The 18,170-nt window shown below is 69.9% G+C and carries 14 protein-coding genes; 8 read left to right on the plus strand and 6 right to left on the minus strand.

Annotated features, from left to right (window positions below):
* Nucleotides 1–13: 13 nt before the first annotated feature.
* A complete protein-coding gene (locus AB0I69_RS10730; RefSeq protein ID WP_363095239.1) occupies nt 14–1,303 on the minus strand; it encodes a DUF3533 domain-containing protein in 1,290 nt (429 codons plus the stop codon).
* A gap of 124 nt (nt 1,304–1,427) precedes the next feature.
* Here AB0I69_RS10730 and AB0I69_RS10735 point away from each other — a divergent pair, with 124 nt between their 5' ends.
* From AB0I69_RS10735 to AB0I69_RS10745, 3 genes are all read left to right on the plus strand, one after another.
* Nucleotides 1,428–2,009: a TetR-like C-terminal domain-containing protein gene (locus tag AB0I69_RS10735; RefSeq protein WP_363095240.1), complete on the plus strand. Its 582-nt coding sequence runs from the start codon at nt 1,428–1,430 to the stop codon at nt 2,007–2,009.
* A 191-nt stretch (nt 2,010–2,200) separates the two neighbouring features.
* A complete protein-coding gene (locus AB0I69_RS10740; protein WP_363095241.1) occupies nt 2,201–3,538 on the plus strand; it encodes a hypothetical protein in 1,338 nt (445 codons plus the stop codon).
* A 22-nt stretch (nt 3,539–3,560) separates the two neighbouring features.
* Nucleotides 3,561–4,286, plus strand: a complete 726-nt coding sequence (locus AB0I69_RS10745; RefSeq protein ID WP_363095242.1) for a hypothetical protein — start codon at nt 3,561–3,563, stop codon at nt 4,284–4,286.
* Here the strand turns inward: AB0I69_RS10745 and AB0I69_RS10750 are convergent.
* Entirely contained in the window at nt 4,273–4,695 is a 423-nt protein-coding gene (locus tag AB0I69_RS10750) for an NUDIX hydrolase (RefSeq protein WP_363095575.1), read from the minus strand. The genes AB0I69_RS10745 and AB0I69_RS10750 overlap by 14 nt on opposite strands.
* Nucleotides 4,696–4,934: 239 nt before the next feature.
* Here AB0I69_RS10750 and AB0I69_RS10755 point away from each other — a divergent pair, with 239 nt between their 5' ends.
* Nucleotides 4,935–6,512, plus strand: coding sequence for a hypothetical protein (locus AB0I69_RS10755; protein ID WP_363095243.1), 1,578 nt, complete (start codon nt 4,935–4,937; stop codon nt 6,510–6,512).
* Here AB0I69_RS10755 and AB0I69_RS10760 read toward each other — a convergent pair.
* Both AB0I69_RS10760 and AB0I69_RS10765 read right to left on the minus strand, forming a co-directional pair.
* Complete coding sequence (locus tag AB0I69_RS10760) at nt 6,457–8,163, minus strand: DUF2264 domain-containing protein (protein WP_363095244.1); 1,707 nt, start codon at nt 8,161–8,163, stop codon at nt 6,457–6,459. The two genes, AB0I69_RS10755 and AB0I69_RS10760, sit on opposite strands and share 56 nt — an antisense overlap.
* 90 nt (nt 8,164–8,253) lie before the next feature.
* Nucleotides 8,254–9,297, minus strand: coding sequence for a rhamnogalacturonan acetylesterase (locus tag AB0I69_RS10765; protein ID WP_363095245.1), 1,044 nt, complete (start codon nt 9,295–9,297; stop codon nt 8,254–8,256).
* 187 nt (nt 9,298–9,484) lie between these two features.
* On the opposite strand from AB0I69_RS10765, the gene AB0I69_RS10770 reads away from it, so the two are divergent.
* Both AB0I69_RS10770 and AB0I69_RS10775 read left to right on the plus strand, forming a co-directional pair.
* Entirely contained in the window at nt 9,485–11,164 is a 1,680-nt protein-coding gene (locus AB0I69_RS10770; protein ID WP_363095246.1) for a rhamnogalacturonan lyase B N-terminal domain-containing protein, read from the plus strand.
* 39 nt (nt 11,165–11,203) lie between these two features.
* Nucleotides 11,204–12,277: a pectinesterase family protein gene (locus AB0I69_RS10775; RefSeq protein WP_363095247.1), complete on the plus strand. Its 1,074-nt coding sequence runs from the start codon at nt 11,204–11,206 to the stop codon at nt 12,275–12,277.
* 8 nt (nt 12,278–12,285) lie between these two features.
* Here AB0I69_RS10775 and AB0I69_RS10780 read toward each other — a convergent pair whose 3' ends face one another.
* Entirely contained in the window at nt 12,286–13,698 is a 1,413-nt protein-coding gene (locus AB0I69_RS10780) for an RICIN domain-containing protein (RefSeq protein WP_363095248.1), read from the minus strand.
* Between the two features lie 184 nt (nt 13,699–13,882).
* On the opposite strand from AB0I69_RS10780, the gene AB0I69_RS10785 reads away from it, so the two are divergent.
* Nucleotides 13,883–15,991, plus strand: a complete 2,109-nt coding sequence (locus AB0I69_RS10785; RefSeq protein ID WP_363095576.1) for an autotransporter — start codon at nt 13,883–13,885, stop codon at nt 15,989–15,991.
* Nucleotides 15,992–16,120: 129 nt separating this feature from the next.
* On the opposite strand, the gene AB0I69_RS10790 is transcribed toward AB0I69_RS10785, so the two are convergent.
* Nucleotides 16,121–17,155 carry an aminoglycoside phosphotransferase gene (locus AB0I69_RS10790; RefSeq protein WP_363095249.1) on the minus strand — a complete coding sequence of 345 codons (1,035 nt, stop codon included), beginning with the start codon at nt 17,153–17,155 and terminating at the stop codon, nt 16,121–16,123.
* A 68-nt stretch (nt 17,156–17,223) separates the two neighbouring features.
* Between AB0I69_RS10790 and mmuM the strand changes: the two genes are divergently transcribed.
* Entirely contained in the window at nt 17,224–18,147 is a 924-nt protein-coding gene (mmuM, locus tag AB0I69_RS10795; protein ID WP_363095250.1) for a homocysteine S-methyltransferase, read from the plus strand.
* The last annotated feature ends 23 nt before the right edge of the window (nt 18,148–18,170 follow it).

Here is an 18,170-nt window from a genome sequence, read left to right on the forward strand (position 1 = left end):
AGGGTGGGACGCCTCAAGCCGGCTGCGGCGTAAGGCGTTTGTGGCCCTTCCTGTCGTAGTACTGGACCATCGCGAAACCGAAGAGCAGGCCGATCGCCGTACCGATTCCGATCATCGTCCACGCGCGCGTGAGGCCCGCGTCGCCTCGGGCGTCGAAGTAGAGGATCGCCCTTACGCCGTCGCTGAGTTGGCGCATGGGCTCGAAGTGGGAGAGGAAGCGGTAGAAGCCGGGGACGGCCTGGAGGGGGACGGTGGCGCCGGAGGACGGCAGGCCCAGGACGATGAACACGAACATGGAGACCAGCTGGCCGATCCCGCCGAACGCGGCGTTGATGGCCTGGACGCCCAGGCCGACGGCGAGGGCCGCGCAGTAGGAGTAGATCCACAGCAGTGGGATGTGGGTCGCGTCCATGCCGAGGATGCTGACGCTCGCGAGCATGATCAGGGAGACGCTGAGGAGGGTGATTCCGGCTGTCATGACCATCTTCAGGAGCAGCGTCTGGGTGCGGTTGATCGGGACGGTCGGGCGGCGGGTGTGCCAAGGGCCGATCTCGTTGTCGGCGTAGCCGAGGCCGGTGTCGACGCCGTTGCTGATGACGTTGCCGCCCATGAAGCCGGCGAGGACGAGCAGCAGGGTGTAGTAGAAGGCGGTCAGGCCGATGCCGCTGTTGTTGCCGATGGGGTGGCCGACCTGGGTGGTGACGGCGACGGGGTCGGCGAGGAGCAGTTTCGTCGTGGAGTCGGGCTTCGCGGAAGCGGAAGCGGTGGCCGCCGTGAGCTGTTTGCCGATGGTCAGGGACGCCTGCTGGGCCGCCGTCGTGGAGATCTTGCTCGCGAGGGAGGAGCCGAGGCTGCCCTTGCCGGGGTTGGTCAGGACGGTGATCGTCGGCCGGGTGGTGGCGTTCGTGGTGGTGAGCGCGGCGACGGAGGTGGTGAAGTCGGCGGGGATGACCAGTGCGCCGTAGACCTTGCCTGCGTCGAGTTCATTCTGGGCCTGGGCCCTGGTGAGCTGTCGCCAGCCTGCCGCGCTGCTGCTGGTGTTGGTCACGATGGAGTGGGCGATCTGGGTGCCCAGGTTCTGCTGCTGGCCGGTGAGCGGCTTGCCGGTGTCGCTGTTGACGAGGGCGATGGGCAGGTCGTGCAGCTCACGGTTCGGGTTGACGATGCCGCCCATGTAGAGGAGGGACAGCAGGAATGCGAGCAGGCCGGTCAGCACGGTGGGGATGAGCCACAGTTTGGGGCGGCCGAGGAGTGCGGTGGCGCGGAGGCCGGTGGGGGCGGGGGTGCCGGAGTCGTCGTCCATGGTGGGCAAGTCTGGTGCCGGAATCCGGCGGTGGCGGTGCGGAAACGCGCCGGGCACCCCTCTTGTTATTAGCTATTGTCCTAGGGACTCCAGTTGTCGCAGGTCAGGGGAGAGGTGACGGGCCGTGGCGCGTGCGGGACTCACCGCCGACCGTGTCGTGGCGGCTGCCGCCGACCTCGCCGACGAGGTCGGCTTCGAGAACGTCAGCCTGTCCGCGCTGGCCCGCGGCTTCGGTGTGAAGGACGCGAGCCTGTACTCGCATGTCCGGAATCTTCAGGACCTGCGGACGCGGGTCGCGTTTCTCGCGGGCGGTGAGTTGATCGACCGGATCGCCGTCGCGGTCGCCGGCCGCGCGGGCCGGGACGCGCTGGCCGCCTTCGCCGACGCCTATCGGGCCTACGCCCTGGAGCACCCGGGCCGGTACGCGGCCACCCAGATCCGCGTCGACCAGGCCCTGGTCGCCGACTCCCCCGCCCTGCGGCGCACCGCCGAGATCACCTACGGCATGCTGCGCGCCTACGGCCTGGAGGAACCCGATCTCACCGACGCCGTACGGCTGTTGCGCAGTACGTTCCACGGCTACTGCGCGCTGGAGTCCAGCGGGGGGTTCGGCGCGCCGCGTGACGTACAGCGGTCGTGGGAGCGTGCGGTCGACGCGCTGCACGTGGCGCTGACGCACTGGCCGCGCGAGGCTCAAGTGGGGTGACGGAGACGCCGGTTCCGGTCCGCGCCCCAGGTGCATCGCTGACCACTTAGACTGGAAGCTTCGCCGACGTCACGTGCCACCCCGGGGGGAGGGAGCGCGCCTTGTCTCAACAGCAGCTGGGACGCGGTCCCTTGAGAGTGCCGGGGCCGCCCGGTCCGGCGACTCCGGGAGGAAGCCCTCCGACGCGCTTCGTGAGCTGGCTCGGCCGGTTCGGATGTGTGGCCGCCGGATACGCGGTGTTCCAGTTCCTGTTCGGCGTGCTGCCCGATTCGATCGCCGGGGAGCCGGCCAAGTACCTGATCTCCGGGCTGAGCGGGTTCGCCACGGTCGGGATGACGTGGCTGGCGGCGGCCCTGCTCCGGGCCAGGTCCGCCGGACACGTGCCGGGCCTCGCGCCTGCTCCCCTGGCGCCGCTCGCCCCCGGGCCGCTGCCGCAGGTGTTCGCGTCGGCGTACGGCGCCCTCGCCGCCCAGGTGGCCGTGGTCGACGACCCGGTCCGCGGCCGGCTCGTCGGATGGCCACACTCCCTCCAGGAGCCGGACGGTCCGGCCCGGCCGACCTCGCTGGCCACGGCGTACGGGCTGCACATCGTGCTGGATCTTGGAGTGCCCGACGGGCGGTTGCACACCGGCGACCTCATCGACACGCTGTGGCGGCTGCGGTTGCAGGGCGGCGGCTGGTCGGCCCGGTCGCAGGGAGACGTAGCCCGGCCGGAGGTCACCGCCGTGGTACTGGGCGCACTGGCCCGGGCGGGGGCGTCCCGGGAGCGGCTGGCGGACGAGGTGGCACGCTGCGAGGCCGGGTTCACCCGTGAACTCGACAGCACGGGGCGGGCGTTGACCCATGTCGTGACCACCGTGATGCGCGGGCTGCTGCGCGCGGCGCCCACCTCGTCGATGCTGCCCGTCCTGCGCGGTGCCCTGATCGACGGGGCGCTCTCCGACCCGCAACGTCAGCATCGCCGCAGCTGGAGCCACCGGCTCTCGCCGCTACCGGGGGTCTGGCGTCCCGCTCAGCCTTTCGCCCTGCACACGGCGCAGGCCGTGGTCGCCCTGGACCGGACGGCCCGGGTCCTGGGCGAGGGGACCGTGGAGCGGTCGGCGCGCGAGGACGGGGTGCGCTGGCTGCTGGCGTGTCCCGGGACGGCGCACGACAGTTGCGTCGATCTGGCGAACCTGCGCGACGAGGTGCGCAGACCACACCCGGACGACGCCTCGCATCAGGAGGTGCTGAACGTACGGCACTTCACGGCGTCATGGATCGTGCGTGCCCTGCTCACGCCCGGCGCACAGGAGATCGCGCGGCAGGACGGGCTGGAGGATGCCTGGCGGGAGCGGTTGAACGGCGCGGCGACCGCCGTGTGGGCGGCGCAGACCGACGGCGTCTGGTCCTGGGGCCGGGACGGCGTCACGCTCACGGAGACCGAAGAGCTGCGGCAGCCCATCTGGATGACCTATCAAGGGCTGTCGGCGCTGCGCGCACATGCCGTATGGATGTATCAGCCGGATACTCGAACGAGGCTGGTGTGAGCCGGAGTTGGGGAGCGAGTGCATGGGTGGTCGGCAGATCCTGGCGGCGCGACGGCTGCTGGCCGAGACGCTGGACGGCGAACTGTCCGATCACGAGACGGTGACCACGGCCCGTGCCGTCATCGCCGAACTGGGCTCCCCCGAGCGGCTGTTGGAGCTGGTCGCCGAACTCGCCTCCGGTGAGGGCGATCCGCAGGGCTGCGCCCGGCTGTCGTACCGTCATGTCCTGGGTTTCGACAAGCTGTTGCTGATCGACGGCGGACCGCGGCACATGCTGCGCGCGCACGTCTGGCATCCCGGTGCGGCGGCGATCGGCAAGGAGGACATCCACAACCACCGTTCCCCGCTTGCCTCTTACGTGGTGCGGGGGCGGCTCGCCATGGAGTTGTACGAGGCGCGGGGCGACGGCGGGATCGCGGCGGACCGGTACGAGGAGTCGCTGTCCGAGCGCAGCGCCGACTGGCAGTTGCGGCCGACGGGACCGGCACGCCTGCGGCTGACGCACACGGGGCAGTACACGGCGGGCAGTGCCTACGCCCTGTCCGCGCACACCCTGCACCGGGCCTGGTGCGACACGGACGTGCCGACCGTGACGTTGTTCCTGGAGACGGGTGCCGGCCGGCGGCGCCACACCGATGTGTTCACGGCGGCGGGCCCGCATCCGGGGGCGGTGGCGAAGGTGCCGCTGGACGTACGGGACTATCTGGACGCGCTGAACGGCCTGGCGGAGTCGCTCAGAAGTTCGTGAGGGCCTGTCGTACGACATCGAGGTTGTACTCGTCGATGTCGATGCCCGCGGCGGTGAGCTCGGACGGTGGCAGCCAGAGGTACGCCTGGTCGGGCTCGGGGAGGGTGATCTCCAGGGTCAGTGGCCTGACCAGGAAGTTGTCCTGCCAGTTCTTGGTCTCGCGGCCCCGGTACTCGCTGACGAACGACGAGTCGCCGATCTTGCGGACGATCTCTCCGAGGAGCCCGGTCTCTTCCTTCAGCTCCCGCAGCGCACCGTCCTCGGGACGCTCGTCCGGCTCCAGTTTCCCGCAGGGAACGCCCCACACGCGCGGCAGGAACCGCTCGGTCGCGCTGCGCCGCACCAGGAGCACGCGCCCGTCGTCGTCCATGACGACGGCAGCCGCCAGTCGCTTGTCGCCGGGGTCCATGGTCATGGTTCCTCGGTCCCTCGCCGGTGATGAGTCCAAGGGGTCTGATACCCAGGAAAGCATCCAACGTACCAAGGATCGCCGTCCTGCGGCTGTGCCCCCGGTCTCACTCGTTACGGTTCGTGACAGTGCGCACGGTCACGACAGGTCGCCCACGGCCTCCCGTTTCCCGGCCGGCCGCCGGAATATTGCGCCCGGCACCACGGCAACCTCCCCCGCATCAGTGGCGACTTGGGGACATGACCAACGCAAGACGCACCACGACGCACCGTCGCCGCACCCGCCGCCGTATCGCCCGCAAGCCGCTCGCGGGCTCGCTCGCCGTCGTGGCCCTGCTGGGCGGTGCGTGGTACGCGACCGCGGCGACGAGCGGCTCCGGGAGCGGCGGATCGACCGCGGCCGGGGCGTCCACGTCCGCCTCCGCGTCCACCGGCGCCGCCGCTTCCCCCGAGGCCGCCACCGACGGTTCTACGTCCGCCTCCGGCACGGCGACCGCGTCCGCCTCGGCGAAGACCACCCCGAAGGCCGCCGCGAAGACCTCGCCCGCCGCCAAGGCCGCGACCGGCACGCTGTCCGTGAGCACCACCACGGTGACACTGGCCGCCAAGTTCCCCTATCTGACCGCCGGTTACAACAACGCCCGGCAGTGGACCCGCACGACCACGGCCGTGGCCCCCAACGGGACCCTGCGCGTGGCCTGGCCCGCCGCCGACGGCGTCCACGTCACCCCGCTGACCGCCGCCGGAACACGCTCGGGCGCCGACACGGTCGTCAAGGGCGCCAAGGAGGTCGGCGGTCTGGTCGCGCACAACGACGGCTTCGCCCTGCTCACCCGGGTGGCCGACACCAACAAGTGGAAGGAGACGGCCGCCGCGATCGTCCGCTACACGAACGGCAAGCAGACCTTCCGCACCAAGCTCACCGGCACCGCCTCGAACGACACCTCCCCCGGTCTCGACGGCCAACTCACCTGGAACGGCAGCAAGTACGGCGCGTACTTCGTCGTGCACGGCGCGGGCGGCTTCGCGGACGGCCATTTCGGCGACAAGTTGGCCTACATCAGCGCCAAGGGCGCCAAGTTGAGCGGTGGTTGGAGCTGGGGCTGCAGCCACAACGAGGGCATCGCGCTGCACGCGGAGACCTCCGGCGCCTTCACCTCGCTCTGCTTCGACGACTGGCGCTCGGGCCTGTTCGTCTCCACCGGGATCGGCGCCCCGGACGTCGCACCGGTCGTGCAGCGCGAACAGTGCTGGGCAGGGTACTGCGGTGGTACCTTCCCCGGCCGCACGGGTGACCTGGTGAAGTCGGCGAGCGGCCGGTACGCCACCGCCTTCGCCTCGCGCGGAGCCGCCTCGGCCAAGAAGAACTCCGCCGACTCCAGCGGACGCGGCTGGACGGTCACCCCGAAGACGAGCACGCACCAGGTCGCCGTCGCCTTCATGGCCAACCGCAACTCCGGTCCCGGCAAGGCGATTTACCTCACGAGCGCGGCCGGCACCGAGAACGTCAACGTGCACATCGCCCCGTACGGCAAGGACCGCCTCCTGGTCTCCTGGGAATCCCTGAAGGGCGCCAAGTGCAACGCCGGCACCTGCACCGGCACCTTCACGGGCACCCACCTGCGGCTCATCGACTGGAACGGCAAGGTCCAGAGCGCGGACAAGGTGGTGACCGCCCGCATCAGCGGCGACATAGCGGCCCTGAAAAACGGCACGCTGACCTGGGCCTACGCCCCGGTCACGCCGACCTACGCGACCGCGCTCAACGGGGCTTCACCGACCACGACGAGTCTGCGGATCGCTCGGCTGACGCCGTGAACCGGAAGCCCACCCGCTTGCCGCCAACCCAGTGAACGGAGACGCCGTGATCCCCGTCGACCTCCACGGACACCAGTTCCGCGAGGGGACGGGGGTCCGGCTCCGCGGTGAGCCGGACCAGGGCGACGAACAGGGTGGGCCCGTCACCGACGACACCTTCGCCGTCCAACAGGCCGTGCAGGGAGGTGAGTTCGGCGTCCAGCCCTTCCTCCGCCGACCATCCCGTGACCCGGACCGACGTCCCCGCAGCCGCGCCCACCACCAGATGGGCCCGCACCTCCACCGCTCCCTCTGCCACCACAAGGCTGACCACCCGGACCCCGGAAGCCGCCGTGTGCCGGGAAGCGACCCACCCCTCCCCCACCCCCAACGGCACGATCCCCGTACGCCCCGGATCCCCGCCCACCATCACACTGTTGTCGTACGACGACGAGGGCGCCGTCACCGTCGAGTAGGCGAGGCGCGTGTAGTACGGGTCGTAGCGGACGTCCTCGCTGCCGTGGTTGTGGAGGCGGACCAGGCCGTCCGAACTGGTGGACTGGAGCAGCCAGTTGGCGGGGGTGATCGGCGTGACCGCGTCCTCCCGCTCCACCGGGCCCGGTTCCTCCGGTGCCGTCCACACCTCGTGGTCCGGTGGGAGGAGCAGGCCGAGGAAGCCCTTGCTGGCCCAGTACGGGGACGCGGGGCCCGAATAGCCTTGCAGGACAGCCTCGTTGGGCCCGTGCCAGCCGAGGGTGAGCAGGCCGTGGGAGTCGACCGCCCCGCGTTCCAGGAAGTACTTCAGTGCGCCCGAGGCCAACCGTCGCGTCTCCCCCGGTGGCAGGGGCGTACGGCCCGTCAGCGCGCCCAGCCACAGCGGAGCCGTCGTCGCGAAGCGGTAGGTCAACGACCGGCCCTGGTGCATGGGGGCGCCGTCGGCGCCGAACAGGCGGGCGTAGTCGGTGAGATGGCGTTCCAGGCGGCCGCCGTAGTGGTCGAGGAGTCGGGTGTCGTCGGCGAGCCAGGCGTGCAGGACCGGGTAGAGGTGCATGGCCCAGCCGTTGTAGTAGTCGAACTTGCGGCCGTCGCCGTCCGTGTACCAGCCGTCGCCGACGTACCAGTCCTCGATGCGCGACAAACCCCGGTCGATGGCCTTCCGGGAGGCGTCGGGCTCGTAGCCGATGTCCTGGAGGAAGCCGCCGACCGTGACGGGGAACAACTCCCAGTTGCAGGGCCAGGGTTCGGCGGTGAGGGCGTCGGCGAGCCAGGCCGCCGCGCGTTGTCGTACGGGCTCGTCGAGGCGGTCCCAGAGGAGGGGGCGGGTCAGGCGCAGGGCGAGGGCGATCGAGGCCGCCTCGACCAGGGGCTGGCTGCGGTCCTCGATCGTCGGCCAGACGCCCGCGACGCCTGCCGCCAAGCCGTCCGCGTAGCGTTCCAGCGCTGTCTCGTCGCGGCGGAAGGCGGCCAGCAACAGGGTGCGGGCGTAGCCCTCCAGGCCGTCGGAGAGTCTGCCGGACCAGCTGGTGTGGGTGCCGGGGAGGTGGTAGAGCGCCCGGTCCTCGGTCGCGTACGGTTCCACGGCGGCGAGGAGGGTGTCGGCTGCCGTCTCCCAGTGGGCGCGGGTGTAGCCGGTGCGGGGGCTCAACACACGGTCGTCGGCAGGGAGTTGCATCGGCTCGCTTTCACACGCGGGGGCATGGCGGGAGAGTGGAACCTGGGGCGCCCCGGTTCCGGTCGGAACGCCCCAGGGGTCTTTCGGGTCTCACCCCACTCGTACCCGGTCCTTCGGCAGCAGATGCCGGGCGACGAGTGTGTCGCGGACCAGGCCCGCGTACACCGTGGCACCGTGCGCGGAGGTGTGCGTGTTGTCCTTCTTCTCGTTGTAGAGATAGATCGCCTTGGAGCCTTCCACTCCCAGCGACTCCACCAGCGCCTTGGTCTGCGCCGTGAGGTCGACGAGCGTTACCCCCTCGGCGGCGGCGACGGAGCGGACGACTCCCGGCAGGTCCACGCCGAGTCCGTTCACCAGCAGTGCTGTGTTGTTGTTCAGTGTGCCGTCGGCATTGAACCAGCGTCGGACGATCGGTGTCACCAGTACCGGGCGTCCGCCCATGTCACGGATACCCGCTACGAGGGTTTCCAAGTTTGCCCGATAGGTCGCCTCGTCGGTCGTCTTGTCGTTGTGGGCGAGTTGGACGAGGACCAGGTCGCCGGGGCGGATCAGCGGCTGAACTGTCCCCCAGAGCAGGGGATTCGCCAGGTAGGTGACCGTACTCTCCCCGGAATCGGCGTAGTTGGCGACGGACACGCCCTTGCGCAGGAACTGCGGGAGCTGTTGGCCCCAGCCGGAATACGGGTCGCCCGGTTGGTCGCAGACCGTGGAGTCGCCGATCAGGATGATCTGGCGGGCGTGGTGAGCGGGCTTGACGCTGATGTCGGCGAGTGCGGGGGCCGTGCCGCCGAGGGTGAGGTCGAGGCCGGGGGTGCCGTCGGGGCCGGTGGGTTCGCCCTCGGGGGTACGGACGTCGACCGTGAAGCTGCGGGTCACCGTTCGGCCGGCCGCCGTCGCCGTCTCGGGGAGCAGGGAGCGCCGGGTCTCGCCGGTGACGGCCGTACTCGCGGCGGTCGCGGCGCCGAGGCGGACCGTGACGTCGTAGGTGCCTGGCGGGACGTCGAAGTGGCAGGCGGTCGCGGTGCAGTTGGAGATGCCGAGCGGGGGCGTGCGGTCGTGGGCCCGGGCGGGTGCGGTCGACAGGGCGGTGCTCAGGGTCAGTGCGGCCAGCAGGGCGATGTTGAAACGTCTCATTCGCGGCTCCTCCGTCCGACGACAAGGCCTGGCGGTGGACCGTACCGCTCCGAACAAGCGCTTTCTAGATCTGCGGCAGATTTCACGTCCTCACCAACTCCAAGGCAGCGAAAGCCCTTTCGCGAAATCGATTCAACTGCCACCCTCCAAAGCACCCGCACCCCCACCTCCCGAAGGAGGCACCCCCATGTCCGGTTCTGTGAACAGACCGGTTCGCCGCCGCACCTTCGTCCTCGGCGCAGCGGCCACGGCCGGTTCGGCGGCGCTCGCCGGGCCGCTCGCCGAGAGCGCGTCCGCCGCGAGCTTCGGCTACACCGACGACGGCTCGAACTACGTCGTCGACACCGGCGCGAGCCTCGTCTTCAAGGTCAGCAAGACGAACGGCGACCTGACCTCGCTGGTCTACAAGGGCACCGAGTACCAGGGCTACGGCGGCAAGAACTCGCACGTCGAGTCCGGCCTCGGCACCTCCACCGTGACGATCGCGCAGTCCGGTTCGACGATCCTGATCTCCGTCGCGTACGGCACGCTGAAGCACTACTACGCGGCCCGCAGCGGCGAGAACAACGTCTACCTGTGGACCAACAAGGCCGACACCTCGGTCAGCGCGACCCGCTACATCGTGCGCGTGAAGGCCGGCATGTTCCTCAACGACGAGCCGGATTCCTACACTTACGCGCCCACCACCATCGAGTCGGCGGACGTCTTCGAGAAGTCCGACGGCCAGACCCGCTCCAAGCACTACTCGAAGAACCGGGTCATCGACTACGACTACGTCGGCTGGACCACCGGCAGCGTCGGCCTGTGGGTCGTGCGCAGCAACCACGAGAAGGCGTCCGGCGGCCCGTTCTACCGCTCGCTGCTGCGCCACCAGAGCGCGGACGGCGGCGGGTTGTACGAGATCCTGTACTACGGCGAGAACCAGACGGAGGACCAGCGATTCGGTCTCCAGGGGCCGTACGTCATCGCGCTCACGGACGGCGGCGCACCCTCCTCGTCCCTCTACCACGCCAACCTCACCACCTCGTGGGCCGATTCGCTCGGCATCTCCGGCTACACGGCGGCGAGTTCGCGGGGCCGGGTCGCAGGTGTGGGCATCACCGGGCGCGACACGGCGTACGCGTACACGGTCGGGCTCGCCAACTCGGCGGCGCAGTACTGGGGTTCGGCGCGGGCCTCGGACGGCTACTTCTCGATCACGGGAGTGCTGCCGGGGACGTACACGCTGACGGTCTTCAAGGGTGAACTCGCCGTCTACACCGGGTCGGTGGCGGTCACGGCGGGCGGGACGACGACGCTGAACAGCATCGCGATCCCGTCCTCGAACGACCCGTCCAACGCGAGCGCGATCTGGCGGATCGGCAACTGGGACGGTTCGCCGAGCGGGTTCAAGAACGCGGACCTGATGACGTACGCGCATCCCTCGGACGTCCGGGCCGCGTCCTGGACCGGCAACGTCGTGGTCGGCAGCGGGACGGAGACCTCGGGGTTCCCCTGCTATCTGTGGAAGGACGTCAACAGCGGCATCATCGTCTACTTCAAGCTGACGGCCGCCCAGTTGGCCGCCGCGCACACCCTGCGCATCGGGGTGACGACGGCGTACGCGAACGGCCGGCCGCAGGTCGTCGTCAACGACACCTGGACCTCGGCCGTCCCCTCCCCGCCAACCCAGCCGAGCACCCGGTCGCTGACCGTGGGCTCGTACCGGGGCAACAACAACACGTTCACGTACAGCGTTCCGGCGTCCGCCTGGCTGACGGACGCGAGCGCGTACAACACGCTGAAGATCTATGTGGCGAGCGGCTCGGGGACGACGTCGTTCCTGAGTGCGGGCACGTCGATCGACGCGATCGATCTGCTCGCCTAGAGGCGGCAACTCCCGGGCGGGGCACGGCGACTTGAAGGCATGACAGAGCCGAACACGCACCGCCGCTCCCCCGCCCGGCGTCGGGCCGCCGCCGTGGCGACCGGTACCGCGGCCGCCCTCGGGCTGGTCGCGGTGTCGCTGGTGACCCAGGCGCGGGCCGCCACCGTCATCACCGTCGCCAAGGACGGCTCGGGCCGATTCACGACCGTGCAGGCCGCCGTGAACGCGGCCGTCGCCGGTGACACCATCTCCGTCGCGAAGGGCACGTACGCCGAGATCGTCAACGTGCCTGTCGGCAAGACGGGGTTGACCATCCAGGGCGCCACCGGCAACGCCGAGGACGTCGTCATCACCTATGACCGGGCCGCCGGTTACACCGACTCCAGTGGCAACAAGTACGGGACGCTGGGCAGTTCGGTCGCGACCTTCTCGGCGAGTGGCCTCACCGTCACCGGGGTCACCGTCCAGAACACCTTCGACAAGTCCGCCCACCCCGACATCACGGACACGCAGGCCGTCGCGATCACCGCGCAGGGCGACCGGCAGACGTTCACCAACGACCGGTTCATCAGCCGCCAGGACACCGTCCTCAACTGGTCGCCGTCGTCGACCGGCCAGTACCGGCAGTACTTCTACTCGTCGTTCATATCCGGCGACGTGGACTTCGTCTTCGGCAACGCCACCGCCGTCTACGACCGGGTCAACATCCAGCTGCGCAACTCGGGTGCGGCGGCGGGCGGCCTCAACGGCTTCCTCTCCGCGCCCAACACCAGCTCCGCGAAGACGTACGGCATCCTCGTCACCGGCAGCTCGGTGAGCAGCTCGGCGGCGGCCAACACGTACTACCTGGGCCGCCCTTGGCATCCGACGGCGGACGCGGTGGGTCAACTGGTCGTCCGGGAGACCTCGTTGCCCGCCGCCGTGAAGGTCGCCGGGCCCTGGACGGACATGAGCGGGTACTCGTGGAAGAACGCCCGCTTCTTCGAGTACAGGAACACGGGCGCGGGGGCCACGGTGAACTCCAACCGTCCGCAGCTCACCGACTCCCAGGCCGCGAACTACACGGCCCAGAAGTACCTGGCGGGCACGGACGGCTGGAATCCGGTCCGGTAACCGTGCGCTCAACTACCGCGCGTCCACTGCTGGTTGGTAGCCCCGCTGCACGTGTACGTGATGATCGCGGCGGAGTTGGCGGTGGACGCGCCCGACACGTCCAGGCACTCGCCGCTCGTCCTGGCCTTGACGAGGACGTAACTGCCGGACGTGGTCAGGCTCCACTGCTGGGTGGTGGCGCCGGTGCAGTTCTCCTGGGTGACGTTGGTCGAGTTCTCCTGGAGGCACAACGAGCTTCCCCGGCCCATGAGTTCGTAGTAGCCGGTGCCGAGGTCCTTGAACCACCACTTCTGGTTGGTGCCGCTGTTGCAGGTGTACTGGCTGATCGCGATGCCCTGCCACAGCGACTGGTTGGCCACGTCAGCGCACTTGCTGCTGTTCCTGGCGATGAGCGTGTTGTACGTCGCGCTCGTGCCGCTGATCGTGCCGGCGGTCGTGTCGATCGACACCTCCGGGTACCAGGACGCCATGGACATCGAGGTGGTGGTGGGGAAGGTCAACGGCAGCCAGACGTAACGGGAGTCGTTGACGGTGCCGCCGAAGGAGTTGCCCCAGCGGTCGCCCATGTAGAGGTACGAGGTGCCCGAAGTCCCCGTGATCGGGAGGACGTAGGCGGTCTGCGAGTTGTATGCGGTCGAGTCGCCGACGTTGGTGAAGGCCGTCCACGGGCCGGTGATGCTGGTGGCGGTGGCGTACTGCTGCTGGTTGGCGCTCCAGCCGGTGGCGGCCGAAGTCAGCATGAAGTAGACGCCGTTGCGCTTGAACAGGGCCGGTGCCTCGCGGTGTCCGCCCACCCACGGGTTGGCGACCAGGCTGTCGATGGCGGTGTAGTCGGCGGTGAGCTTGTAGATGTGCAGGTCGTAGTTCTCGTTGGCGGCGGAGACCATGTAGGCGGTGCCGTCGGTGTCGACGAAGGTCGTGATGTCCCGGGACATGTTGTCGCCGAGCGGCTGGAAGCTGCCCTGGTAGGTGTAACTGCCGTCCACGGTCGAGGAGACGGCGACGGCGGCCTTGGCCTCGCTGTAGTCGACGCCGTTCTCCTTGTGCATCCACATCACGAACTGGCCGGTGGACGCGTTGTAGATGACCTTCGGCCGCTCGATGTAGGCGGTGCCCAGCTCGGAGGCGCTGGACTGGGTCAGGACGTGGTTGCGGAACTCCCAGTTCTTCAGGTCGGTGGAGCGGTAGGCGTCCACGTACTTGAAGGTGTTGTCGGAGTTTCGGTCCTCGCCGAACCAGTAGTAGTAGCTGCCGACCTTGATCACCCCGCCGCCGTGCGCGTGCACGGCGTTGCCCGAAGTGTCCGTGAACTGCGTGCCGTTGGTGATGGTCTGGGCCGCGGCCTGGGCCGGTCCTGCGGTCACCAGTGCGGCGGCGAGCACGCAGCACAGGGCGACGAGGATTGCGTACACACGTCTCATCTGACGCCTCTCGGAGGTGGGGGGACAGCAAGAAGGAGTGGGGGGTTCGATATTTCGTACGACATCTGTCATTACGAACGCCGAAAAGGTATGGGTGTGTTACGGGAAGGTCAACGGGTCGCGCGTGACAAAGATGGCCGCGAGATTTCTGTTATCGCCGCCGCCGATGCCCGTCTCCAATGACGTGCGCAGCCATTCCCACAAGACAGCAGCCGCCGTAGGCGCCCTCGCGACCGTCGCCCTCCTGGTCGGCGCTCCCCCTGCCTCGGCCGCCGGCGCCCGTGACGCCACCGCCGACGTCCTCGCGGACCGCGATGTCACGCTCACCGGCGACACGGTGGTCACCGTGCCGTCCGGGACGACGACGTACGACGGGGTGTTCCGCGGCCAGGGCACACTGACCGTGCGCGGCGGCGGCACGCTGATCCTCACCAAGGACAGCGACTTCACGCTCCCGGCGGCCCGGCAGCGGCAGAAGGTGACCACCCAGGGCGGCAACCACCCGTACACCACCGTCAGCAATCCGGACCCGCCCGCGATCACGGTCGCGAGCGGCACAACTCTCCAGTACGGCACGGGTGGTGGGACAGGCCTCATCGGCCACTTCCCCTACGGCACGCCCGGCTACCAGCTCAACGAGTTGAACGTGCGCGTCGACGGCACACTGCGCCTCTCCCTGACCCGCACCTTCAACATCGGCACGATCAGCGGCTCGGGCCTGGTCACGCAGCCCCGCAACATGTGGGGCACCCTCGACCTCGCCGGAACTCACCCGTTTTCGGGGGTGATTGACAACGGCACCGGCATGGCGGTCGGCCGCCCCGAGTACCCGGTGGCGCTGCCCAACGCCCGCGCGATCCTCAACCAGGGCTCCTGGATCATCGACACCCCGCTGTACCAGACGATCACCCTGCGCCAGAACTTCTACCAGCGCGAGTACGGCAGCGACGTCAACGTCCACTCCCGGCCCGGCAGCAAGGTCGTCCTCACGGGCCAGTACAGCTACAGCGACCAGGGCGGCGACACGAACCCGTCGCTCAGTGACCCGAACCTCAACTGGCGTGCGATAGCCCACCAGTTGAACAAGCGCGGCACCAACATCGAGGGCGCGAACGTCCAGTGGGGCGACGGCACCACCCACCAGATCTTCATGCCGGGCACCAAGGACACCGTCTACATCAACCTCCACGAGGCGAGCGGAGTCCGCTCCCGGCTGACCTTCGACTACGACGGTCCGGTCACCCTGGGCGCGCCGATCGGCGGCGGCAGGTACCACGACACCCTGGCCGCGCCCGGCGCCGGTGACATCGTCATCGCGGGGACGCGCGGCAACGACGTGACGTTCGCGGCGCCGCAGTACTACGACGGGTCGACGACCGTGGAGAAGGGGGCGGTGCTGCGGTTGGGGTCCGGGAAGCCGGGCGGCGACGGCGGGTTGCTGACCGGCACGGAGGGGCGGCGGATCGTCGACGACGGGACCCTTGCCGTGGAGAACGTTGCACTTCCCTTGAAACTGTCACACTTTGGCGGCAAGGGGTCCCTGGTCCAGTCCGGCGCCGCGACGACGACACTGACGGGCGCGGCGGTGACGTACACCGGGACGACGACGGTCTCCAAGGGCACGCTGGCACTCAGGTCGGGCGCAACTCTCGCCCACAGCAAGGCGATCCGGCTCACCTCGGCGGGCGCGCGGCTGGACGTGGGGACGGCGGGCCTGCGTGTGGCGACCAGCCTGACCGGTGTGGGCGCGGTGAAGGGTTCGGTGACGAACGACAGCGTGGTGACGACCGGGCTCACCGTGACCGGGAACTACACGCAGAGCTCGAAAGGTGAACTGGTCCTGCGCGACAAGCCGTTGAAGGTCGCGGGCAAGGTCGGCCTGGCGGGCGACCTGGACCTGTCGGCCGCCGGGACTCATCCCGCGCGGACCATCACGATCCTGGACCACACGGGGCACGGAACAACGACGGGCGCGTTCAAGGGACTTCGCGAGGGCACCAAGCTGAAGCTCGCCGACACGACGTACCGCATCAGCTACCGGGGCGGCGACGGCAACGACGTCGTCCTGACGGCCGTCACCGCGAGCAGTGCCTCAGCCACCGCCCACTCCAACCCCGAGTCGTCCTCCGACACGACGGTCACCGAGGCCCGCACGGCGAACACCGCCCGCAGCGACGGCTTCGGCTGGTGGCCGTACGCACTCGGACTCGGCCTGCTGGGCGGCCTGTTGGTGCCCGCGACCAAGCGCACACGGGGCGGCGGCAGGCGCGGGGGCGGAAGGCATGCGGCGTAGGTGCCGGTTCGGCAGCGCCTCTAAGGGGCGCGGGGCTGTGTCGATCTGCGGCTCCGCCGCGCGGGCGTGACCAGCCACGACGGCGCCGCAGCAAAACGACGGCACATCGCGGCACAGCCAGCGGAGCGCCTAGCGGCCGCTCGGCGCCTCCGGGAAGCCCAGTTGCGGGGCCAGCGCCCGCGCCTCTGCGGCCCACCCCGCGAGGAAAGCGAGGGTCAATCCCCGCTCCCGGTACCGGAGTTCGGCGGAGACGCTGCGCTCACCGCCGTAGTCCAGTTGTTGCTCCTCGCTCGCGCGGGCGAGCATGAGGGCGGTCAGCCAGTCGTACTTCACGGCGGAGGCACACACCCCGAGGCGGACGAGCCGTTCGTCGACCGGGACGAACAGGTCGAAGACGGAGTCGGGGAGGTAGTTGCCGAGGTCCTCGCCGAGGGCTCCGTCGCCGGCGAAGGCCCAGTCGAAGAGGACGCTGTCCCGGCCGTCCGAGCGGACGTTGGCGGGCCACTGGTCGAGATGGCTGAGGGCGCGTGGCAGCGCCTCCATGATCTGCAGGAACCACTCGCGGTCGTGGTGCAGCCGGACCATGTCCCGGCGCAGTCCGGCGGGGAAGTGGTCGCGGACCAGGGGCTGTTGCCAGGCCGCGTCGTCGTCGAGGAGGTCCTCGCCGAGCGTGTTGCTGCCGACGTACTGGCGCAGGAAGCGGCGCGTGAGCCAGGGTTCGTCGGAGGCGGGCGCGGCTCCCTGCGCGGCGCCGAGGCGGCGGGCGTGTGCGATGTGCCGGGCGAGCGGCCAGGCGGTGCCCGGCTCGCCCCGCACCTGCTCCAGCCACAACGCCACGTCCCCGTCGGCCCGTTCGACGCGGGCGAGCAGCCGGGGCGCGCGGATGCCGTACGGCTGCCAGCTCCGCGCGAGTCCGGAGTCGTAGATGTTCGCCTCGCGCAGCCAGTAGTTCCAGTGGCGGGGGTCGTCCGAGGACGCCCACCGGCCGATGGCGTCCTTGCTGCGGGTGAGGACCTTGAGGACGGCCGTGCGGTCGCCGGCGGTGACGGTCCAGACACCTGCCGTGACGCCGTTCTTCGGGTTGTGGGTGAGCGGTGTCGCGGAGACCGGTCCGGTGGCGCGACCCAGAACCTCGCGTGCTTCGGACTCCGTGATCTTCCACATGGTGAGCAATCCTTTCACCAGCTGGACGGGGAGCGATATGTACGGCCGTATCGACTAGCGTCGGCTGCATGACCAGCAACATCCTCGCCGACGCCCTCGCCGCCGGAACGCTCGTCCTTGACGGCGGTCTGTCCAACCAGCTCGGGGCCGCGGGGCACGACCTGAGTGACGAGCTGTGGTCGGCACGGCTGCTCGCCGACCGGCCCGAGGCGATCACCGAGGCGCACCTCGCGTACTTCGAGGCGGGCGCCGATGTCGCGATCACCTCCAGCTACCAGGCCACCTTCGAGGGCTTCGCGAAGCGCGGGGTCGGCCGTGAGCGGGCGGCCGAACTCCTCGCCCTGAGCGTGGAGTTGGCACGCGAGGCAGCCGTACGGGCCCATGCGAAGGGCGTCACCCGCCCGCTGTGGGTGGCCGCCTCCGTCGGCCCGTACGGGGCGATGCTCGCGGACGGCTCCGAGTACCGGGGGCGCTACGGCCTGACGGTCGACGAGTTGGCCCGCTTCCACCGGCCCCGCCTGGAGGTGCTGGCCGCCGCCCGGCCCGATGTGCTGGCCCTGGAGACGGTTCCCGACGCGGACGAGGCCGACGCGCTGCTGCGGGCGGTGCGCGGACTGGGCGTGCCGGCCTGGCTGTCGTACTCGATCGCCGGCGACCGCACCCGCGCGGGGCAGCCGCTGGAGGCGGCGTTCGCCCTGGCCGCCGACGCGGACGAGATCATCGCGGTCGGCGTCAACTGCAGTGCGCCCGAGGACGTCGACGGTGCGGTCGAGACCGCGGCCCGCGTCACCGGGAAGCCGGTCGTCGTCTATCCCAACAGCGGCGAGACCTGGGACGCCGAGGCCCGCGCGTGGACGGGCCGTGCCACCTTCACCGCCGAGCAGGTCGAGGGCTGGCGGACGTCCGGCGCACGGCTGATCGGCGGCTGTTGCCGGGTGGGGCCGGGGGCGATCACGTCGATCGCCCGGACGCTGACCTCTACGGCCTCCTGACTCGGCGCCTGTTCCCGAGCTCG

Origin of the sequence: Streptomyces sp. NPDC050508, from assembly GCF_040655155.1 — a bacterium.
Taxonomy (GTDB): Bacteria; Actinomycetota; Actinomycetes; order Streptomycetales; family Streptomycetaceae; genus Streptomyces.